Source organism: Trinickia diaoshuihuensis (assembly GCF_003390925.1).
Taxonomy (GTDB): domain Bacteria; phylum Pseudomonadota; class Gammaproteobacteria; order Burkholderiales; family Burkholderiaceae; genus Trinickia; species Trinickia diaoshuihuensis.
The window spans coordinates 15,673-35,129 of the sequence record NZ_QUBS01000076.1 but is presented as its reverse complement, the minus strand read 5'-3'; the positions used below and the strand labels follow the sequence as shown (position 1 = coordinate 35,129).

Genomic DNA, 19,457 nt, shown 5'->3' with positions numbered 1-19,457 from the left:
GGCGGAAACCCACGGCCCACCGGGGGTTTAGTGGGATGACGGAAAAACGAGCCGGCAGGGCCGAGCGCCGACCGCTATGATGGAGGGCCGAGCCCAGCATATGCGTTTCGGTGTGTCTTTCTCACTCAGAGGAGCAAGAAACATGGCCTACAAAATCGAAGTCGTCGTCGGCAGCTTGCGGCGGGAGTCGTTCAACAAGCAACTCGCCCATGCGCTAACGAAACTCGCCGGCGAGCAGTTCGAATTTTCGTTTCTCGATATCGGTACGCTGCCGCTATACAGCCAAGACTACGACTCGAACTTTCCCGATGCGGCCAAGCAATTCAAAGCGAGGATCGAAGCGGCGGACGGGCTCTTGTTCGTAACGCCGGAATACAACCGGTCGATGCCTGGCGTCTTGAAGAACGCACTCGATTGGGGCTCGCGGCCCTGGGGCTCCAACTCCTGGAAGGACAAACCGGCGGCTGTCTGCGGCATTTCGGTCGGCGCCGCCGGTACGGCGCTCGCGCAGCAACATTTGCGTAACGTTCTTGCCTATCTCGACGTGCCCACGCTCGGGCAGCCCGAGATCTTCTTGAAGCACACGGATTCGTTCTTCGACGGCTCCGGTGCGATCGCGAACGAAGATACGCGCAAATTCCTCACCGGCTTCGTCCAGCGCTTCGAGGCGTGGGTGCAGCGTCACCACGCCGGCAAGTAGCCGCTCACCTTCGTTCCGCGCCCTCGCCGTCGCCGCGAAAGTTCTCCTCGTCTTGGAGATATTCGTCGGGCATGGCATTCGGGCGCGGCAACGGCGACGTTGCGGGCGCCGTTGCCGGCGTGCCGTGTCCCGCGGTAAAGACCGCACCCATTCCTGGCGCGGAGCCCGCCGCGACGGCCGTGGCCGCTGCTTCCGTCTCCGAGCGTCCCCCGGGAGTCGGCACCCGCGCAGGCGTACCCGCGCCGTCGCGTGCATAGGTATAGACGGCGCCATGCGACGCGGTGGCCGCCGGGACGCTTGGCCGGAGCCCTAGTTCCTCCAACGGCGAATGAGACCGCGCGGCGTCGTCGATGGGTGGACTCCACGTCGCCGCTCGCTCCTCGACGTCGAGTGGACCCATCGGTTCGAGCGTCGTCCGTGTCAGTTGCGCGAGCTCATCGGTTGCCGCCTCCACGCACACCATCACCGCGCCGCGGCGCACTGCTTCCGCATAATGCTCGCGCTCTCGCTCGCGGGGGCCGGTCTCGAAGAGGGATTCGAAAAAGCGCTCGATGCTGGCAAGCAGACCCTCGTTCGCTGCGGGCGCCGGCTCGTAGGCCGACGTGGCGTCGGTCACATAAGTCGGCTCGCATTTCGCCTTCAGGGTCACATCGGCCGGCGCGATGCCGGCGGCAAGGAGCGCGTCGCGCGCCGCTTCGGCTTGCGGATAGGTATCGAAAAACGCGATGACCGTATGTTGCATGATGTCCTCCCGATACTGTTGCGACATGCTGCGCAAAACTCGCGCCGCATCGCTCAAGTCGCCTTGCCGTGAGCGTGCGCACGGGTTTCCCGCTCGCCGCGAATCGTCTGAAGCATGGATTCCAGCAAGGCGATATCGAAAGGTTTGGACAGCACGCGCACGTTGACATTCCGCGCTCGCTCGAGCTCCTGCGCGTAGCCCGTAATCAGGATGACGGGCAGCGGTTCGGGGAGTGCCTGCGCGGCTTCGGCCAGATCGATACCATTGGCCGTGCCCGGCATATGAATATCCGAAATTAACACGTCGAACGGGTCCGTCGGCTGCGTAACCGCCTCGGCGACGAGCTTGAGCGCCGCATCGGCGTTGAACGCGCAGGTGACGCGATGACCCATCATGCGCAATAGGGCCTCCGTGCCCGCCGCGACTTCGTCGTTGTCTTCCACGAGCAGCACATGCAGGCCGCCTGTGGGCACGGCTTGCTCGGTGCTTGGCGCATGGGGCGCAGAAGCCGCGGGTTCGTCGTGAGCGCGCGGCAGATAAAGGCGTACCGTGGTGCCGGCGCCGGGGACGCTATCGATGGTGGCGAGCCCGCCCGAGCGGTCGCAAAACGCAAATACCTGCGGCAGGCCCAAACCGGTGCCCATTCCCTTCGGTTTGGTCGTGAAGAGCGGCTCGAACGCATGGGCGAGCACCTCCGCAGGCATGCCCGCTCCCGTATCCTCCAGCGAAATCTGCACGAATTCGCCGGTGAGCGCGAAACCGCCTTCGGGCTCGAGCCGCACGTTCGCCGCGCGGACCGTGAAGCGCCCGCCGTTCGGCATCGCATCGCGCGCATTGACGGCCACGTTGATGAGTGCGAGTTCGAGCTCCGCGCTATCCACCTCGATCGGCCAGACGTCGCGGCCGATATCGATGATGAGCGCGGCATTGGCGCCTAGCGATGCGCGCAACAATTCTCGGCTGGCGGCCATCCATCGCGACAGATCGATCGTTTCGCTGCGCAGCGGCTGCTTGCGCGCGACGCCTAGCAATTGGCGCGTGAGCGATTGACCGTTTTTCAACGCGCGCTCGATCGCGCCGAGTTCGCGATCGATGCTCGACACGCCGCGCCGCCTTGCGATCTGCACGTTGGTCGCGACGATGGTCAGCAGGTTGTTGAAATCATGCGCGACCGTGCCGACGAGATTGCCCAGCGCTTCCATCTTGCGCGACTGGCGGTAAGCCGATTCGATCGATCGCCGCATCGATGCCTCGGCTTGCCAGCGCTCCCAGCTCTGCTTTTCCGCCGCTAGGCGTTTGAGCGAGAAAGCGAGCACGAACCAAAGCACGATCGACGGCGTCAACACGGAAGCCGCGAAGATCAGCGCATGGCGATACCAGGCCGACCAAATCGCCGCTTCGCTATACGCGCACGACACGTACACGGGATAGTTGCCCACTTGGCGGTATGCGACGATTTGCCCGTCGTGCCGCGCCTGCGTACCGTTGCCATCGGCCAGCCGAAGGACGCCCGAGCGGCTGCCGGCGGCCAATGCGGCCGCGAACCTCGGAGAGACGGCGGCTTGCTCCGGACGCGGTGGATACGATGCCAGTACGGCGCCGTCCGTGCGCGTGAGCATGACCGTCATCGCTCCTTGTTCGCCGCCGAGCAATTCGCGGTAGAACGATTCGAAATAGGAACGGCGCAGCGCCACGGAGACGAGCCCGGCGAACGCGCCGTTCGCTCCGCGACGCGCGATGCCCGTATTGAAGACGGCTTCGCCGTTGCCCGCATGCCAGACCATGACCTTCGACACGTGCTCGAGGATATGGCCGCCACGGATACCGACGAAATCGTCACGCGCGGCGATCGACGCGTGCGGCGCGGGGTAATACCGGCTATTCGCCAGCAGGAGCCCTTCGGGGCCGAAGATCGATACCGACGCGACTTGCGGATAGCCGCCGCCGATGCTCTGAAGCTTGTTATGAATCTCGGCTTCGCGCCCGCGAATCGCGTCGTTGTCGAGCCCTCGTACGAGATCGTCGACACGCGCGTCGAGCGTCTCGTTCAAGTCGAACACCTTGAGGGCGTGCTCCTCGGCCACGCGCACCGTTCGCACGGTCGCGTCGGTCGCCCCGGCCACGCGAGCTCGGAAATTCGAATAGACGGAGGCGGCCGCATACACGGCGGGCAAGATAATGGCCGCGGCCAGCAGCGCGATCAACGTAATGCGCCGGACCGCAAAATCGGGCTCGGGCATGCCCAGCGCCGCCGAATCGTCTTGCCATTGCTCGGGCAAGGCGTTCGTCGTGGAGTCATCGAGCCGTCGAGTCATATCCGTAGGTCATCCAATCGGCGAGTGAGCCGTGCAATCATCATAAGCGAGTTGGTCCGTCACCGGCCTTTTCGTTGGAAGATCGGTCATCCGATGCGTTCGAACGTTCGCCCTAAAACAGCGACGAAATCGGAAGCGCAAACGTACACAAAAGAAAAATCTCCGCAAATTGGCGTTAAATCTTCATATTTTTTTCTTCATACGGAAGAAATCGACGAGCTTGCTCGATCGTTTATGAAATTGGAGAGTTGATTTTCCGCTGGTTTGCTCCGAGAATTTCGCTTCATTTTTATGCGACATGATGCGCTCGCTGTAACGAGCGCCCGCGTGGGACACTTGCCGCACGCGCTCGCCACCGCCCGTCGACACGCTCCGCTCCCGTTAAAGAAAACGTCCCGAGCCGCCGTTAACGCGATATAGACCGCTTTCGTTTTTCGTCACGCTCTTGCCATGCCCTTGCCGATTGTGATCGCCGATGATTCCCTGCTTGCTCGTAAGGTTCTGACGAAAGCCTTGCCGGCAGACTGGGACGTCGACATCGCATACGCATCGAACGGCCGCGAGGCCCTCGCACTTTACCGCGCGGGGAAGGCCTCGGTGATGTTTCTCGACCTGACGATGCCGGATATGACCGGTTACCAGGTACTGGAGGCCCTGAAGCATGAGGACCTGAATACGTTCGTGATCGTCGTGTCCGCGGACGTACAGCCGCTGGCGCAAGAGCGCGTGCGCGCGCTCGGTGCCGTGGCCTTCGTCGCCAAGCCCGTGACCCCAGAGGCGATATTGCCCATCCTCAAGGAGTACGGGTTGTATGCGTGAGAACGTGTTCACCGAAGAGCAGCGCGACGCCTTGCAGGAGATCGCCAACTTGGCGATGGGCCAGGCCGCCACGCGCCTGGCTCGGTTGCTCGATACATTCATCGAACTATCGGTGCCGCGCGTGCGCGTGGTGCGCGCCGAGGACGCGGCGCGGACGCTGCGCGAGATGACCGGGATCGACGAAAGCGTGACCGCGGTGCGGCAGGGCTTTCGCTCCGACATCAAAGGCGAGGCGCTGGTCATCTGCCGCAGCAGCGGCGTGGGCCATCTGTGCGCGCTCGTCAACGATCCTTACGTTCATTCCGCTTACGAATCGGTGAGCCAGACCGAGCTGATGTTCGATGTCGCCAACGTGCTGACGGGGGCATGCGTGTCATGCATTCTCAATCAGCTCGATCGCACGCCGATTTTTTCGCCGCCGGGCATGCTCGGCGAGCGGATATCGCTCGACGATGTTTTTCAAGCCGACGTGCTGGCATGGAAGCTGGCCTTGCTGCTCGAGGTGAATTTCGCGCTCGAGGATCAGACCTTCCGCGCGCACCTCGTGATGCTCATGGCCGAGGATTCGATTCGCCGGATGAGCGATGCCCTCGACGGGTTGTTGTCCAGCCTATGAACGACGCGATGGAGCAATCTCTCAGCGATTTAGTGATCGAACGGGTAGGGTTCGGCATCTTCGTGCTCGATCGAGACATGAAGGTGCTCATGTGGAACCGGTTCATGCAGGACCACAGCGGGCTGCCGGCCGACACTGTCGTGGGCAAGTCGATTTTCGACAGCTTTCCCGAATTGCCGCGCGTATGGCTTACGCGCAAGGTCGAGAGCGTCTTCCAACTCGGCAGCTTCGCGTTCAGCTCGTGGGAGCAGCGCCCCTATCTCTTCAAGTTCGATCATGACCGGCCGATCACGGGCGGCGTCGACTTCATGCAGCAAGACTGCACCTTCATGCCGCTTACGCGCGAGCGCGAAGTCGTGGCCGTGTGCGTGACCATTTCCGATGTGACCCACGTCAGCGTCATGCAGCGCGAGCGCGAGGAAGCAGTCGAAAAGCTGCAGGAATACGCCAATCTGGACGGCCTCACGGGGATCGCGAACCGGCGCTTCTTCGAAGACCGGCTGCGCGACGAGTTCTTGCGCTGGCAGCGTTATGGCGGCGAGCTATCGGTGCTGCTGTTCGATCTCGACCACTTCAAGGACATCAACGACCGCTTCGGGCATGCCGTGGGCGACACGGTACTGCGCGTCATGGCGCAGCGCGTGGCGGAGGCTGTGCGCGTCCAGGACACGTTCGGCCGGTTCGGGGGCGAGGAATTCGCGTTGCTCCTGCCCTGCACGCCGCTGGCCGATGCCATGGTGGTCGCTGAAAAAATCCGCATGACGATCGGCGACACACCGGTGGAGGCCGAAGGCGTGCGCGTGCCCGTGACGGCAAGCGTCGGCGGCGCGGCGGCGCGTCCGGGCTTGACCAGCTACGAAGTGCTCATCAACGAGGCGGATGCCGCGCTTTACAGCGCGAAACGCCAAGGCCGCAATCGCTCGGTGGCGCTCACCTGAACGGGCGGGCGCCGGCGCCGCTGTGGCGCCGAATGAAACGTTGGTATACTTTCGCCGGTTTCCGGCTCCCTTGCCGGTGCGCCGCGCCGCTTGCGGAGCGAGGCGCGTCTCGAGCGCGCCCGAGCGGCGCGCCGCAAACAGCATCGATTGTCATTCGCCCCTCAATAAAGGGTAAAGGGCGCCACAGCGGAGTTCGCCTTGGCCGTATCCAATCTCGTCGCGGACGAAGCAGCACCCGACGCCGCAGCCGTCACGTCGAGCAGCTCGTTCTATCTCGCCATGCGCATCTTGCCGGCCGCGCAGCGCGAGGCGATGTTTCAGATCTACGCGTTTTGCCGCGCGGTGGACGACATCGCCGATAGCGATGCCCCGCGCGCCGAGCGCAGCGCCGGGCTCGAGCGCTGGCGCGCCGATATCGACGCTTGCTACGACGGCGAACCGCGCCGCGCGCTCGTTCCGCTTGCGCAACAGATCCGCGCGTTCGGGCTGCGCCGCGAAGACTTCCACGCGATGATCGACGGCATGGCCATGGATGCCGCCGCCGACATCTGCGCGCCCGACGAAGCAACGCTCGACTTGTATTGCGACCGCGTCGCCAGCGCCGCCGGCCGTTTGTCGGTGAGGGTGTTCGGGATGACCGAGGAGGCGGGTCATCGGCTATCGCACCACCTCGGGCGCGCCCTGCAACTGACGAATATCTTGCGCGACATCGACGAAGATGCCGCAATCAATCGCTGTTATTTGCCGCGCGAGTTGTTGGCGCGCGAAGGCATCGCCGCGACGAATCCGGTCGAAATCGCCGACGATCCCTCGCTGCCGCGCGTGTGCGCGACGCTCGCGCAACGCGCGCTCGAGCATTTCGCCAAGGCCGACGCGATCATGGACGGCGCCCCGCGAAAAACCGTGCGCGCGCCGCGCATCATGTCGGGCGTATACCGTTGCCTGCTCGAGCGAACCCTCGAGCGCGGCTTCGATTTGCCACGCTCGCCCGTGGCGAAACCGCGTTTGCGGCTGCTTGCAATCGTCGCGCGTTACGCATTTTTTTGATCCGCGCCGCGCGCCGAATCGCCCGTCCTGGCTGCAGGGGCCGGGATGCTTGTCCGGCGAAATCAGACACATAAAAGATGAATGACGAAGCGCGCGCGCTTCGTCTCGAACACCATTGAGATGCCGATGAACGACGTTACCGCTCCTCCCGCCATCGTGGCGGCCTCGAACGATGCCGGCGCCGCCCAAACGAAGGTCGCGCTCGAGGCCGCGATCGAGCGCGCGACCGACGCCATCCTCGCCGATCAACGGCCCGACGGGCACTGGGTGTACGAGCTCGAGGCGGATGCGACGATTCCCGCGGAATACATCCTGCTCGTGCACTACCTAGGCGAAGCGCCCAACGTCGAGCTCGAGCGCAAAATCGTGCGTTACTTGCGCCGAATCCAGTTGAGCGACGGCGGCTGGCCGCTCTTCACGGACGGGGCGATGGACGTCAGCGCGAGCGTCAAGGCGTATTTCGCCTTGAAGATGGCTGGCGAGCGCGAAGACGCCGAGCATATGCAGCGAGCGCGCACGGCTATTCTGGGCGCTGGCGGTGCCGAAGCCGTCAACGTCTTCACGCGGATCTTGCTCGCGCTGTTCGGTATCGTGCCCTGGACGGCAGTGCCGATGATGCCCGTCGAGATCACGCTGCTGCCGCAATGGTTTCCGTTCCATCTTTCGAAGGTGTCGTACTGGGCGCGCACGGTCATCGTGCCGTTGCTCGTGCTCAACGCGCGGCGGCCGGTCGCGAAAAATCCGCGCGGCGTGCGCATCGACGAATTGTTCTTGGGCGATCCGGCGCGCACGGGTTTGTTGCCGCGCGCGGGCCATCAGAGCCGCGGCTGGTTCGCGTTTTTCCGAGTGGTCGATACGGTGCTGCGCGCGGTCGACGGCCTTTTTCCGAAGAAGACGCGCGAGCGTGCGATCCGCGCGGCGGTGGCGTTCGTCGACGAGCGGCTAAACGGCGAGGACGGCCTCGGCGCCATTTTCCCCGCGATGGCGAACGCGGTGATGATGTACGACACGCTCGGCTACGGGCCCGAGTACCCCAATCGCGCGATCGCCCGTGCGTCGATCGACAAGCTGCTCGCGATCGCGGAGGACGAGGCGTATTGCCAACCGTGTTTGTCGCCGGTTTGGGATACGTCGCTCGTTGCGCACGCGCTGTTGGAAACCGAAGCGCCAAAGGCGCAAGAAGCCGCCCTGCGCGGCTTGCAATGGCTGCGGCCGCTGCAGGTGCTCGACGTGCGCGGCGATTGGATTTCACGTCGCCCCGACGTGCGTCCCGGCGGCTGGGCGTTCCAATACGCGAACCCCTACTACCCCGATGTCGACGACACGGCCGTCGTCGCGTTAGCGATGGATCGCGCGGCTGCGCTCACGCACTCGAACGTCGATCGCGAGGCGATCGCGCGTGCGCGCGAATGGATCGTCGGCATGCAGTCGAGCGACGGCGGCTGGGGCGCGTTCGAGCCTGAAAACACGCAGTTCTACTTGAACAACATTCCGTTCTCCGATCACGGCGCGCTGCTCGATCCGCCGACGGCGGACGTTTCGGGCCGATGCTTGTCGATGCTGGCGCAACTCGGCGAGATGCCCGGCAACAGCGAACCCGCGCGGCGCGCTTACGATTACCTGCTCGCCGAACAGGAAGACGACGGTAGCTGGTATGGCCGCTGGGGCATGAACTATATCTACGGCACGTGGACGGCGCTGTGCGCGCTGAATGCGGCCGGCATCGCGCATGACGATGCACGGATCAAGCGCGCGGTGGCGTGGCTGATCTCGATCCAGAACGAAGACGGCGGCTGGGGCGAAGACGGCGCGAGCTACAAGCTCGACTACCGCGGCTATGAAAAAGCGCCGAGCACCGCCTCGCAGACGGCGTGGGCGCTGCTGGGTCTGATGGCCGCGGGCGCGATCGATCATCCTGCCGTTGCGCAGGGTGTGGCTTACCTCGTCGCTACGCAGCGCGAGCACGGCTTGTGGGACGAAACGCGCTTTACCGCGACGGGTTTCCCGCGCGTCTTCTACCTGCGCTATCACGGCTACCGCAAATTCTTCCCGCTCTGGGCGCTCGCGCGGTATCGCAATTTGAAACGCGACGCGCGCGTGCGTGTCACGGTCGGCATGTAATGACGGCGGGCGCGGCACGGCCGCTGATCGTCGTCACCGGCATGGCGTTCGAAGCGCGCATTGCTCGCGGACCCGGCGTCGAAGTCGTGTATGCGGCCCGGGCCGATCTGCTCGAGCGCGCGTTGGCGCAAGCCTTGGCCCGGGGCGCATCGGGCGTCATGAGTTTCGGCACGGCCGGCGGACTGGCGCCTGACTTGATGCCCGGCGCACTCGTCGTCGCCGATACCATCGCAGGGCCGGCGGGCCGTCGATCGACCGATGCCGCATGGGGCGCGCGTATCGCGAGTGCGCTGCGTGGATCGATGCGGGGTGTGCGCGTCGAATCCGGTCCCATGGCGGCGGTCGCGGCGCCCGTTGTATCCGAACAGCAAAAGCAGGCGCTGCATCGCGACACGGGCGCTCTGGCCGTCGATATGGAGTCGCACATCGCAGCGGAGCAGGCGGGTGCTCACGGGCTGCCTTTTGCCGTTTGTCGCGCGATCGTCGATCCGGCGTGGCGCACCTTGCCGCCGGCTGCTACGGCGGGGCTGCGCGAGGATGGCACGACGGCGCTCGCGCCGATCTTGCGCGAGCTTGCACGCGCGCCTGGTCAACTGCCCGCCATGATTCGCTTGGCGTTCGACGCGCGTGCGGCGCGACTGTCCTTGGTCGCGGCGCGCGCGGCGCTGCAGCGAGCGGGCGCGCTGAACATGGATGCCGTTTCGTCACGATAGGCCGCACGTCGTCGCTTCGGGCGTAGCCGACCGCTACCAGTTTTAGTAGATCCCAATCCTTTCGTATTCCGATAGTCTCTTTCGATCGACTCCTCGCGGGTCCGAGCGCGCGAATTATTCGGGAGACTACGATGGGCACGCTTAAGGTTGGCCTAGTCGGCATCGGCGCGCAGATGCAACAGAACTTGATTCCCGCGCTGCTTCAAACCCCGGACATCGAAATCGTCGGCGCGTGCGACACCGAGGTGGCTAACGCGAGCGCGATTGCGCGCTGGATTCCCGGCATTCCAACGGCCGATGCGGTCTCGTCCATGCTCGATACGGTAAGCATGGACGCGATCGTCATCGCCTGTCCGCCGCATTTGCATCGCGAGATATCGATGAGCGCGATGCCGCGCGGAATCAGCGTTTTCGTGGAAAGGCCGCCTTGCTCGACGCTCGACGAATTGCGCATGCTCGTCGACATGGCGCGCCAATGCGGCGTGCGAACCGGCGTGGGGATGAACCAACGGTTTGCGCGGCCGATCCGGCAATTGCGCGAACTCGCGGCGAGCGCGGCGTTCGGGCAAACGTCGAGCATCGAATTGACGCACTATGCCGATCAGCCGCGCCACGCGCTTCCTGGGCATGACTGCCCGTTGCGTTCGTTGCTGCTAGGACAAGCGCTTCAATCGATCGACTTGGCTGTGACGTTCGGCGGCGGCGAGCTCGCCGGCGTTCGGTCGGAGGTCCGGCGCCATGGCCCCGGACTGATCGTCGAAGCCGAATGCGTATTCTCATCCGGCGCCACTGCCCGCTTGGTGGTGGGAACGACGCTCCGCGATATTGAATTCCAAATGAAACTGACCGGTTCGACGTCGACGACGGCCGAACTCGACGAGCGCGGAAACATCGTCGTGCGCGGGGCGGAGTCGGGCTCGTACGCGGAAATCGACAGCCAGAGCTCCTCCGAGTTTGGCCCCGGGCGCGGCGGTTACGAGAGCGAACTGCATCGCTTCTTCGAAGCGTGCCGCACGCGCACGCGTTTCGAAGCCGATTTCTCGAGCCTCGTAGCAGCTTACCGAATCGTCGAAGCGATTTGCGAGGCCGATAACGCGGCGGATAGAGAGAGCGACGCTGCTGCGATGGCCCGCAAGGACCGGCGCGCATCGCCGTCGCCCGGCGCGGGGCTCGGCCGCTTTCAGCACTGAGCATCTTCGTCGCCCGGCAGCCTAGCGCTTCGTACTTAAGCGGCGACGTTCGATCCGGCCGTTTCGCTTCCCTTCCCTGATACCATCACCACGGTTCGACCGTGGAAGAGATCGGCTACCGCATCGAGAACGTTTTCCAGACGTTTATGAGTCCGGGCTCGGTGGCCGAGCGGCTCAACGTTTTCGTCGGCCCGGTCGATCGATTGGGCGCCGGCTTTATCTAGGGAATCTACATGTCGCGCAATTTTTCGTTGCTGTTCGATTTGGACGGCACGCTCGTGAATACGGACGAGCTTCATTTCGGCGCGTTCCAAGTTTTGCTCGGCGAGCGCGGGCGGAGTCTCACGCTCGAGACGTATCAGTCGCGGATCATGGGTGCGACGAACGACGTCATCATGCGCGAGTTCTTTCCGGACGTGCCCGAAAGCGAGCATCGGCAATTGGCCGATCGTAAGGAGGCGCTCTTTCGCGCGTCGGTGAACCGCTTGGAGCCCACGGCGGGTACGTTGGAGTTGTTCGATTGGGCGCGCACGCGAGGCGTGGGTATCGCCGTCGTGACGAACGCACCGCGAGCGAATGCGGAATTGATGCTGGGCGGGCTTGGTTTGGCGGATCGTATCGACACGCTTGTCATCGCCGACGAACTCGCGCGCGGCAAACCCGATCCTCTGCCGTACTTGACCGGCCTCGAGCGGCTGGGCGGAGACGCGCGGCACGCTGTCGCCTTCGAAGATTCGCTGTCCGGTATCCGAGCCGCGAGCGCCGCCAAGATCTATACGTTCGGCATGCGCACGGCCTTGCCGGCGAACACGCTTATCGAGGCCGGTGCCGACGAGGTCATCGACGATTTCACGGCGGCCTCGTTATGGCGCATGCTCGACGACGCGATGCAAACGGTCTTGTAGCGAACCCGTTGAGCGCGCAAGCGCAAGCGTCGCGTCAGCTCGCGCCGAATCCTTGCGCCGTGGATTGCAGTACCGCGCCGCAGCTTGTCTTGTGGCCGTCGAACGCCACGGCGCGCCCATCGACGACGAATTGCGAATCGCCCTCGACGATCGTGCAATTGTCGTGACCGTTCTGAGGACAGGTGCACTTGTCGCCGACACAGGCCACGGGGATGCCGTCGACTTCGAAATTCGAAGCGCCGGTAATCACTTTGCCGCCGTGGCTCGTCGGATCGCCGACGCGAATCACGTTTTTCATTTCGTTTCCCTCGTTCGTGAATTTGTAATGGCGTAATTATACGGAGACCGGGCGGCGGGGCGGCGCGCGACCCAATCGCGCCGCTCGGGTGCGTCTTTCCGAGCATGAAATGCCCGGGGAAGATAGGATTCGAGTTGCCGGTAAGGTACGATTCAGAGAACATCTGATTAAACCGGTTCGAAAAACGGTACTGCGCCACGCCTCGTTCGAGGCTTGTTCGGGGACGAAGCGATGACCACGTTGGACGATGTGACTTCTTTGACGCACGCCGGATCGTTGCTCTCGGCGCAAGGGCGGATCACCGCTTCGTACGACCTCGAGGTATCGGATGCGGCGATCGCCGAATATCGCGCGCTGTCCGCTTCGGACGGGATACACAACGCCAATACGTCCACCGGAACGATCCGCTACGACGGCGCTAGCCGCGCGCATATCATCAACGGAATGGGCGTGACGCTCGGCGATTCCATTGTCGGTCTCACCGCACTTGCGGCGGTCCAGCACCGGTATCCCGGCATTTCGTTTTCCATCTATCGCCCCGCCCGGACGCCGCTATTCGTCAAAACGCTTTATCAACTCGCAGCGCCCCTGTTCGGCACGGTGCTCGATTTACCCGTGCCGCTCGATGCTTTGCCGCCAAATGAGCCGAAAGTGGACGTCGGCAATCATTTGTTTTGGCCGAATTTTTCGACCATGCCGATGATCGATTTTTTCTTGTGGGCGCTCGGGCTCGAGCCTGCCGATATTGCGCTGCAAGAAAAGAGCAACGGTTGGCTCAAACAACTCGGCCTGCCCGATCTTCCTCGGGAGTGGAAAGGGCGCCCCTACATCTTGCTCGCCCCCACCGCCAGCACGCCGGTAAGAAGCATTCCTTCGCGATACCTTCCCGGGATCGTGAGCCGGCTTTGGGCGGAGTTTCGATTGCCGATCGTCGGCTCGTTGCCGATCGAGCACGAGCACTACATAAACATTTCCACACACTCCCAGAGTACGGCTTCATACCTTTCGTGGGTCCGCGGCTCGACGCTTCTTGTGACTTCGGACACGAGCGCGTTGCACGTCGGCGCGGGCTTCGATGTGCCTACCGCCGCATTCTTCACGACGATTCCTTCCACGTTGCGCGCGCGGGACTACCCGAAGTGCGCCGCGATCGACTTTCCCATTCCTGCTCTGACGGGCATCCATGCCAGCGCGCGCCCCGCGGATCTGGCGCTGGTCGAGCGCGCGTACTCGGAGTTGGATCGTATCGATTGGATCGGCGCTTTGCGCGCTCGGACCGCTTAGTTCGCGCAGGCCAAAATGGCCGAAATTGTGGCCGATTTCTCCGAGTCTCTCGCCGTCCGCGCGCTTGACCCATGCGTTGCACTCAACCATAGTGGGTCACTCGTTCGACGCGATTGACTGATGTCATGATCGAGTTCTTTTATCCACCTGGCCGGCTCACCGCGCTCGCAGGTCGGCGCGAGCCTTCGACGTGCGGCGCGACATCCGCTGCGCCGATGCGCTAGGAGCGCGGCATGAGCGAACCGTCCGCTCTCGACTCGAAGGTTTCGATGACGTGCGCTCGCTGTAGCGGCCGGATTTCGGAGCCTAGCGCCTTTTCCTTTTGTCCATATTGCGGAGCGCCGCTTGGCTCAGCGGATAGGGCTTCATCTGCGCCACCGACACAGGGCGGCGATGTACCTGCGGCTGTGCCGTACCAGCCGCCTATGCGTGCCTTTGCGGCAACCGACTTCGAAGGCGATCTCGATGGGCCGGCAGGCGGTTTCGTCGACTCGGGAGCCGAGCCCCGGGATGGCGAGGGCTATGGGCGGGCGAGCGCATTCGCATTGTCCGGCTGGCGGCAATGGGGAGTGAAAGGCGGTTTGGGAATTCTTGCGTCATGCGTCGTTCTATTCACCGGCCTGACATTGATGCATCGATTCGAGGGGCCGTCCGATGCAGCGCTGTCGGACGAGAGTGCATCGCTAGTAGCCGATGGCTCGGCGACGCGGAACGAGCCGGAGCCCGCGAATCTCAGCGGGCCGGCAAAGGATGACCTGCGGGCGCAAGAATCGGTCGGAACGGGCCGGGGCGCGTCTGAGGCCGAGCCCGGCGCGGCGCCGCCGGTTGTGGCGAACGAAGGGGGGGCACGTTCGCATGCGGGGAGAGCGGGTGCCGCGCAACGCAGGCATCTCGGACACGGTAGAACGCGCACGCATGGCAGCGCCAGGTATTGGCGGCCGCCCGCCCGCGATACGACTTATCTGCACTCGGATGCACAACCGCTGCGACCATCGTCGTCGGTGACGGCGCGCGCCTAAGCGATAACGCCGGTTAGGCCGAGGTATATATAGAAGCAAAAATCGTTGATAGCGTTCAGCGTATCGAGACCCTTTTAAAGCCGAGATTGGATTATGCAAGAAGCATATTCGACGGCTTTTTCGAGATACTTTATCCATTCCTAATCGCGATGCGGTGGACGAGCTTCGATGCTGCGTCCCGCATGTAATTCTTGAATGCGCTTCTTTGATTTCCAGAAAATAGAATAGCGAAGTGCCGTTCTATGGTGTAGCGTGGCTTAAGCGTTCAGGGCTTCATGTCGATTTGCGTCTCCGTATTTGCATATAGACGTTTCAACTAACGAGGTGTTATATGTCGGAGCAGCATCACTTTTTGATGACGCCTGGCCCTTTGGCTCTGAGCGACGAAGTGAAAGCCCAGATGCAATATGATATCGGCTCACGCGATGAGAGTTTTAGAAGAATCACTTCCCGTGTTCGTGGTTTATTGCTCGATCTACTCGACGGAAACGGTACGCACTCGGTCGTGCCGATTCAAGGGGGCGGGTCATACGGAATGGAAGCGGCATTGGCTTCTTTCGTAACGGCTACCGATCGTCCTCTCGTATGTATTAATGGAATATATGGCGAACGAATATTAAAAATATTGCACCTGCGTGGGATAGAGGCGGTCGGCCTGACGATGCCGAGCGATCAGCCTCTTTCAACGCCGGAGATTGCGGCGTATTTGGACCGGAATCGTCATATCACGCATCTGTGCTTTGTTCATAGCGAAACGACCACCGGAGTAATCAACCCCCTTGGCGCTATCGTCGAGCTGGCGCGCAAGCGTGGCATCAAGACGATTATCGATGCGATGAGTTCGTTCGGCGCGACCGAAATCAGCGCCAAGCAAGTCAAGTTCGATGTCCTTGTGACATCCAGCAACAAGTGCATCGAAGGGCCGCCGGGCGTCTCTTTTGTCGTCGCATCGCTCGAGGCGCTTGAAAGCGAAAGCCGTCAAACGAACTCATTCGTGCTGGACGTTCGTGATCAATGGCGCAACTTCGAGAGAACCGGGGAATGGAGGTCGACTCCGCCGACGCACATCATTCAAGCCTGCTCGAAAGCCCTGGAGGTTCTGGCTGCCGAAGGCGTGGTCGGCAGAGGCGAGCGCTACAGTTCGGTTCGCGACGAGATCATTCGCGCGACTACGCCGTACGCGCCTCCGCTCTTGAGCGCGAACGTGCGCTCGCCGGTATGCGTCGCGCTCACCGCGGAAGGCGTCATCGATACGCAGAGCGACTTCGACGCGCTGTACCAACACCTCGCCAACTACAACTTGTACATCTATTCGAAGCTGCATCTCCCCACGAGCAGCTTCCGGATCGGCTGTATCGGCTCGATTCGTCCTGCGTGGATTCGGTTGCTCGCAGCCGCATTCCGCGATTTTTTCGATGTGCCGCGCATTCCTAGCAAAGCGTTGTACGGCGCTGAATTCCAATTCGTGAAAGAGGTCCTGTGATATGTCGCGCAACAATCCTAGTCTCGAAATATCGCGAGAAACGGCGCTGCTGCATGCGGGCTACCGGCGCGACCCAGTCACCAAGGCGGTTGCTGTCCCGATCTACCAAACGACTGCGTATGAGCTCGACGACGATCTGCAAAAGATCGCGGACATCTACAACGCCAAGGAAGACGGCTTCACGTACACGCGCATTATCAACCCCACGACGCGCGTGCTCGAACAGCGCTTCGCCGCATTCGACGGTGCCGGCGATTCCCTCGCGGTGGCCTCGGGACAGGCCGCCACGTTCCTGGCGATCGCGAATCTATCCAGCGGCAGGCCGGGGGATAACGTCGTTGCGTCGACATACTTGTACGGGAACTCATGGAATTTGTTGTTCAACACGTTCAAGCGATTGGGCATCGAGGCACGGCCTGCCGACCCGAAAAACCCGTCGTCATTCGAGTCGCAGATCGATGAGAGAACGATCGCGATCTTCGGCGAGGTCTTCTCCAACCCTACGCTCGTTCCGTTTCCGGTCGCGGCGCTTGCCGAAATCGGGAAGCGCCGAGGGGTGCCGCTCGTCATCGACAACACGACCACGCCACTCGTGTCTCGGCCAGGCGCGCTGGGCGCCGCCATTACGACCTATTCCGCGACAAAGTACATCTGCGGCCATGGAACGACACTCGGCGGGTTGGTCGTCGACAATGGCAATTTCTCCTTCGACGATCGCACCCGCTTCCCGTTGTTCAACGAACCCGACGAAGCGCATGGAAACATCGTCTGGCCTGACGCGGTGCGGACACTCGGCGATCTTGGGGCAAGCGCCTACTTGCTGAAAGCGCGCATGACATGGCTGCGCGATACGGGCGCCACGATCAGCCCGTTCTCGAGCTTTCAGTTGATCCAGGGGCTCGAGACGCTGCATCTCCGAATGCAGCGCCATAGCGAAAACGCCGCGACGGTTGCGACGTTCCTCAAGAAACATCCGAAGGTAAAGCGTGTCTCGTATCCCGGGCTTGCGACCGGACGCGAGCGCGAACTCATCGACGAACTCGTCGACGACCAAGTCGGCTATGGCGCGATGATCATGTTCGAATTGGAAGACGAAACGGCCGGCCGTAAGTTCGTCCAAAACATCCGGCTCATGTATCACGTCTCGAACGTGGGCGACGCTCGAACACTCGTCACCCATCCCGTCTCAACCACGCATACGACCGTGCCGCGAGAGAAGCGCGAAGCCGCTGGCATCTTCGACGGCTCCATCCGCCTGTGCGTTGGCATCGAGAACGTGAATGATGTGATTGCGGACATTGAGCGAGGACTCGACGCAATTTGACGCCCCATTTCGGTGAGGACCATTTCGATCATGGAAGCTTCTCAGGTTTGGAAACTTCGCAACAAGCGGTTCGAGTCGTTTCATTTCTCTCGTGACGTGACGCGAGCGCTATCCGAACTGCGGCCTGACAATGTGACCGGCGCGCTCTACATTCTGAAGGACTACTTCATCATGCTGGCGTGCGCATTCGCTACCGTCCGAGTCTCGTGGTGGTTGTATCCGCTCGCGGTTCTGATCATCGGCGCGCATCAACGTGGACTCACGACGATCTCGCACGATGCCGCGCATAGGACGCTCGCAAAGAATACGACGTGGAACTACTTCCTCGGGATCGTATTTGCCGCGTATCCGCTCTTTCAACGCCATTGGGCCTATCGCGTATCGCACGTTCATCTGCACCACCCACACTTGGGGGATCCGGAAAGAGATCCCGATCTGAAATTCTTCATTTCGGCCGGCGTCTATGAGATTCGGCCACCGCGCGAATATGCGTTTTCCATCGTCTGGAAAGCGATTTTCGGCGGGGCGACGCTGCGCTACCTGAATTACCTATGGCACAACCGGTTCCTCATATCCAGCAAGGAGGGCACGGACGTCGACAAGCGCGGGGCCGCGATCGACACGTATGGATTCGCAGCCTTCTGGACGATCGTGCTTATCGGTTTCGCTCGGGCCGAATCGCTGCATCTGCTGGTGCTGTTTTGGTTGATTCCCTACCTCACCACATTCCAAATCCTGGGGTGGTTCGTCGAGATCGCCGAGCACTCCCCGATGTGCGAGACCGAAGTGGCGAACGTTTATCTGACGCGGAACCGGAAAGGCAACCTCATCGAGCGGCTTCTGTTCGGTGTCAATCTAGACGAATACCATTTGGAACATCATCTCTCGCCCGGCGTTCCGTTTTGGCTTTTGAAGCGCGCCCAGAAGATCCGGATGCGGGACCCCCAATATGCCGAAATCGCCGATTCATGGGGAGGTCTCTTCGTTCGCGGTCCGAAAGGTCAGCCCAGCGTCATCAGTCAACTGATCGAGCGGAATCGGGACCTCTATCACGCGACCCAGGGCTCCGTCCCGGCGCCGCTGCGAGCGCAACCATGACCGGTGCTTTCCAAGCGAGGCGGGCCGCTGTCGGCGTCACTGCCAATCGCCATCTCCATGACGGGGTCCACCGCGATTGGCTGCGGCGACGCTATCTCGAGGCGTTGCACGATCACGCATTGGTCGAGTGCGTGATCCTACCGACCATCGACGGCAAGCTGCCTTGGGAGGCCACTGTCGAGACGTTTCGCGACTTGCTGCCTCGTCTCGACGGGCTGGTGCTGACCGGAGATGAGTCCAATCTGGATCCCAACATCTTCAACGAAACGGAACGCTCGTGGCATCGCGCGGACGACGATGTGATTCCCGGCGTGCGCGATCGGCCACGAGATCGCTTGTCACGCGTTGCGTTGACGGTGGCGATCGAACTCGAGATGCCGATCCTTGGTATCTGCCGCGGACTGCAGGAGATGAACGTGCATCGGAACGGCACGCTGTATGAGGACTTGTCGTTGCAGAACAAGGGCGTCGTTCATCACGAAAATCCGAATTTGCCACGCGATCAGCAATACCTTCCCGTTCACGCAGTGAAGGTCGTGCCGGGCGGAATCTTGTCGTCGATCGTCGGTGACAGCGAGCTATTCGTCAATTCGCTCCATAATCAGGGCATTGCCGACACCGCCTCCACCATCCGCGTGGAAGCCGTAGCGAATGACGGCGTGGTCGAGGCATTGTCGTATCCCACGTCGGCAACGTTTCAGCTCGCACTGCAATGGCATCCCGAATGGCATGCGTCTACCGACGTCAACAGCCAGAAGATTTTCCAGGCATTCGGTGACGCTTGTCGCGCTTATCAAACCGAAAGGGCAGAGAAATGGCGGCAAAGCGCGCTTGCTTAGCATTGA

Annotated in this window: 19 protein-coding genes; 15 read left to right on the top strand and 4 right to left on the bottom strand. The window is 62.2% G+C overall.

Features of this window, described 5'->3' with window-relative positions; genetic code table 11:
• Nucleotides 1-142: 142 nt before the first annotated feature.
• Nucleotides 143-700: an NADPH-dependent FMN reductase gene (locus DXT59_RS15760; protein ID WP_116137822.1), complete on the top strand. Its 558-nt coding sequence runs from the start codon at nt 143-145 to the stop codon at nt 698-700.
• Between the two features lie 4 nt (nt 701-704).
• On the opposite strand, the gene DXT59_RS15755 is transcribed toward DXT59_RS15760, so the two are convergent.
• The 3 genes from DXT59_RS15755 to DXT59_RS30650 all read right to left on the bottom strand — a co-directional run bounded on the left by DXT59_RS15755 (nt 705) and on the right by DXT59_RS30650 (nt 4,126).
• Nucleotides 705-1,442 (bottom strand): hypothetical protein, encoded by a 738-nt coding sequence (locus DXT59_RS15755; protein WP_162878101.1) that lies wholly within the window; start codon nt 1,440-1,442, stop codon nt 705-707.
• A 53-nt stretch (nt 1,443-1,495) separates the two neighbouring features.
• Complete coding sequence (locus DXT59_RS15750; RefSeq protein WP_116137820.1) at nt 1,496-3,757, bottom strand: hybrid sensor histidine kinase/response regulator; 2,262 nt, start codon at nt 3,755-3,757, stop codon at nt 1,496-1,498.
• 183 nt (nt 3,758-3,940) lie between these two features.
• Nucleotides 3,941-4,126 carry a hypothetical protein gene (locus DXT59_RS30650; RefSeq protein WP_162878100.1) on the bottom strand — a complete coding sequence of 62 codons (186 nt, stop codon included), beginning with the start codon at nt 4,124-4,126 and terminating at the stop codon, nt 3,941-3,943.
• A gap of 81 nt (nt 4,127-4,207) precedes the next feature.
• On the opposite strand from DXT59_RS30650, the gene DXT59_RS15745 reads away from it, so the two are divergent.
• From DXT59_RS15745 to DXT59_RS15705, 9 genes are all read left to right on the top strand, one after another.
• Nucleotides 4,208-4,576, top strand: coding sequence for a response regulator (locus DXT59_RS15745; protein WP_116137819.1), 369 nt, complete (start codon nt 4,208-4,210; stop codon nt 4,574-4,576).
• Nucleotides 4,569-5,192 (top strand): chemotaxis protein CheC, encoded by a 624-nt coding sequence (locus tag DXT59_RS15740; RefSeq protein WP_116137818.1) that lies wholly within the window; start codon nt 4,569-4,571, stop codon nt 5,190-5,192. Before DXT59_RS15745 ends, DXT59_RS15740 begins: the two co-directional genes overlap by 8 nt.
• The gene (locus DXT59_RS15735) at nt 5,189-6,130 is read left to right on the top strand and encodes a sensor domain-containing diguanylate cyclase (protein WP_116137817.1); all 942 of its coding nucleotides are present in this window, start codon (nt 5,189-5,191) and stop codon (nt 6,128-6,130) included. Before DXT59_RS15740 ends, DXT59_RS15735 begins: the two co-directional genes overlap by 4 nt.
• A gap of 198 nt (nt 6,131-6,328) precedes the next feature.
• Nucleotides 6,329-7,177, top strand: a complete 849-nt coding sequence (hpnD, locus tag DXT59_RS15730; protein WP_116137816.1) for a presqualene diphosphate synthase HpnD — start codon at nt 6,329-6,331, stop codon at nt 7,175-7,177.
• 126 nt (nt 7,178-7,303) lie between these two features.
• Nucleotides 7,304-9,298, top strand: coding sequence for a squalene--hopene cyclase (gene shc, locus DXT59_RS15725; protein WP_116137862.1), 1,995 nt, complete (start codon nt 7,304-7,306; stop codon nt 9,296-9,298).
• A complete protein-coding gene (locus DXT59_RS15720; protein ID WP_116137815.1) occupies nt 9,298-10,011 on the top strand; it encodes a phosphorylase in 714 nt (237 codons plus the stop codon). The genes shc and DXT59_RS15720 overlap by 1 nt, the downstream gene beginning before the upstream one ends.
• Nucleotides 10,012-10,142: 131 nt before the next feature.
• Entirely contained in the window at nt 10,143-11,201 is a 1,059-nt protein-coding gene (locus DXT59_RS15715) for a Gfo/Idh/MocA family protein (RefSeq protein ID WP_116137814.1), read from the top strand.
• Nucleotides 11,202-11,302: 101 nt separating this feature from the next.
• Nucleotides 11,303-11,425: an NUDIX hydrolase gene (locus tag DXT59_RS31450; RefSeq protein WP_275895780.1), complete on the top strand. Its 123-nt coding sequence runs from the start codon at nt 11,303-11,305 to the stop codon at nt 11,423-11,425.
• 9 nt (nt 11,426-11,434) lie between these two features.
• Entirely contained in the window at nt 11,435-12,106 is a 672-nt protein-coding gene (locus tag DXT59_RS15705; RefSeq protein WP_116137813.1) for an HAD family hydrolase, read from the top strand.
• Between the two features lie 34 nt (nt 12,107-12,140).
• Here the strand turns inward: DXT59_RS15705 and DXT59_RS15700 are convergent, their stop codons facing one another.
• Nucleotides 12,141-12,404, bottom strand: coding sequence for a PAAR domain-containing protein (locus DXT59_RS15700; RefSeq protein ID WP_116137812.1), 264 nt, complete (start codon nt 12,402-12,404; stop codon nt 12,141-12,143).
• A 231-nt stretch (nt 12,405-12,635) separates the two neighbouring features.
• Here DXT59_RS15700 and DXT59_RS15695 point away from each other — a divergent pair, with 231 nt between their 5' ends.
• The 5 genes from DXT59_RS15695 to DXT59_RS15670 all read left to right on the top strand — a co-directional run bounded on the left by DXT59_RS15695 (nt 12,636) and on the right by DXT59_RS15670 (nt 19,451).
• Nucleotides 12,636-13,688 carry a glycosyltransferase family protein gene (locus tag DXT59_RS15695; protein WP_116137861.1) on the top strand — a complete coding sequence of 351 codons (1,053 nt, stop codon included), beginning with the start codon at nt 12,636-12,638 and terminating at the stop codon, nt 13,686-13,688.
• A 1,350-nt stretch (nt 13,689-15,038) separates the two neighbouring features.
• The gene (locus tag DXT59_RS15685; RefSeq protein ID WP_116137810.1) at nt 15,039-16,190 is read left to right on the top strand and encodes a 2-aminoethylphosphonate--pyruvate transaminase; all 1,152 of its coding nucleotides are present in this window, start codon (nt 15,039-15,041) and stop codon (nt 16,188-16,190) included.
• Between the two features lies 1 nt (nt 16,191).
• The gene (locus DXT59_RS15680) at nt 16,192-17,514 is read left to right on the top strand and encodes an O-acetylhomoserine aminocarboxypropyltransferase/cysteine synthase family protein (RefSeq protein ID WP_116137809.1); all 1,323 of its coding nucleotides are present in this window, start codon (nt 16,192-16,194) and stop codon (nt 17,512-17,514) included.
• A 30-nt stretch (nt 17,515-17,544) separates the two neighbouring features.
• Nucleotides 17,545-18,612: a fatty acid desaturase family protein gene (locus tag DXT59_RS15675; protein ID WP_116137808.1), complete on the top strand. Its 1,068-nt coding sequence runs from the start codon at nt 17,545-17,547 to the stop codon at nt 18,610-18,612.
• The gene (locus DXT59_RS15670; protein WP_116137807.1) at nt 18,609-19,451 is read left to right on the top strand and encodes a gamma-glutamyl-gamma-aminobutyrate hydrolase family protein; all 843 of its coding nucleotides are present in this window, start codon (nt 18,609-18,611) and stop codon (nt 19,449-19,451) included. Before DXT59_RS15675 ends, DXT59_RS15670 begins: the two co-directional genes overlap by 4 nt.
• Nucleotides 19,452-19,457 lie beyond the last annotated feature (6 nt).

Coding starts and splice junctions, on each gene's coding strand:
- DXT59_RS15760 (WP_116137822.1), top strand. CDS start 143: ATGGCCTACAAAATCGAAGTCGTCGTCGGCAGCTTGCGGCGGGAGTCG.
- DXT59_RS15755 (WP_162878101.1), bottom strand. CDS start 1,442: ATGCAACATACGGTCATCGCGTTTTTCGATACCTATCCGCAAGCCGAA.
- DXT59_RS15750 (WP_116137820.1), bottom strand. CDS start 3,757: ATGACTCGACGGCTCGATGACTCCACGACGAACGCCTTGCCCGAGCAA.
- DXT59_RS15745 (WP_116137819.1), top strand. CDS start 4,208: ATGCCCTTGCCGATTGTGATCGCCGATGATTCCCTGCTTGCTCGTAAG.
- DXT59_RS15740 (WP_116137818.1), top strand. CDS start 4,569: ATGCGTGAGAACGTGTTCACCGAAGAGCAGCGCGACGCCTTGCAGGAG.
- DXT59_RS15735 (WP_116137817.1), top strand. CDS start 5,189: ATGAACGACGCGATGGAGCAATCTCTCAGCGATTTAGTGATCGAACGG.
- shc (WP_116137862.1), top strand. CDS start 7,304: ATGAACGACGTTACCGCTCCTCCCGCCATCGTGGCGGCCTCGAACGAT.
- DXT59_RS15720 (WP_116137815.1), top strand. CDS start 9,298: ATGACGGCGGGCGCGGCACGGCCGCTGATCGTCGTCACCGGCATGGCG.
- DXT59_RS15715 (WP_116137814.1), top strand. CDS start 10,143: ATGGGCACGCTTAAGGTTGGCCTAGTCGGCATCGGCGCGCAGATGCAA.
- DXT59_RS15705 (WP_116137813.1), top strand. CDS start 11,435: ATGTCGCGCAATTTTTCGTTGCTGTTCGATTTGGACGGCACGCTCGTG.
- DXT59_RS15700 (WP_116137812.1), bottom strand. CDS start 12,404: ATGAAAAACGTGATTCGCGTCGGCGATCCGACGAGCCACGGCGGCAAA.
- DXT59_RS15695 (WP_116137861.1), top strand. CDS start 12,636: ATGACCACGTTGGACGATGTGACTTCTTTGACGCACGCCGGATCGTTG.
- DXT59_RS15685 (WP_116137810.1), top strand. CDS start 15,039: ATGTCGGAGCAGCATCACTTTTTGATGACGCCTGGCCCTTTGGCTCTG.
- DXT59_RS15680 (WP_116137809.1), top strand. CDS start 16,192: ATGTCGCGCAACAATCCTAGTCTCGAAATATCGCGAGAAACGGCGCTG.
- DXT59_RS15675 (WP_116137808.1), top strand. CDS start 17,545: ATGGAAGCTTCTCAGGTTTGGAAACTTCGCAACAAGCGGTTCGAGTCG.
- DXT59_RS15670 (WP_116137807.1), top strand. CDS start 18,609: ATGACCGGTGCTTTCCAAGCGAGGCGGGCCGCTGTCGGCGTCACTGCC.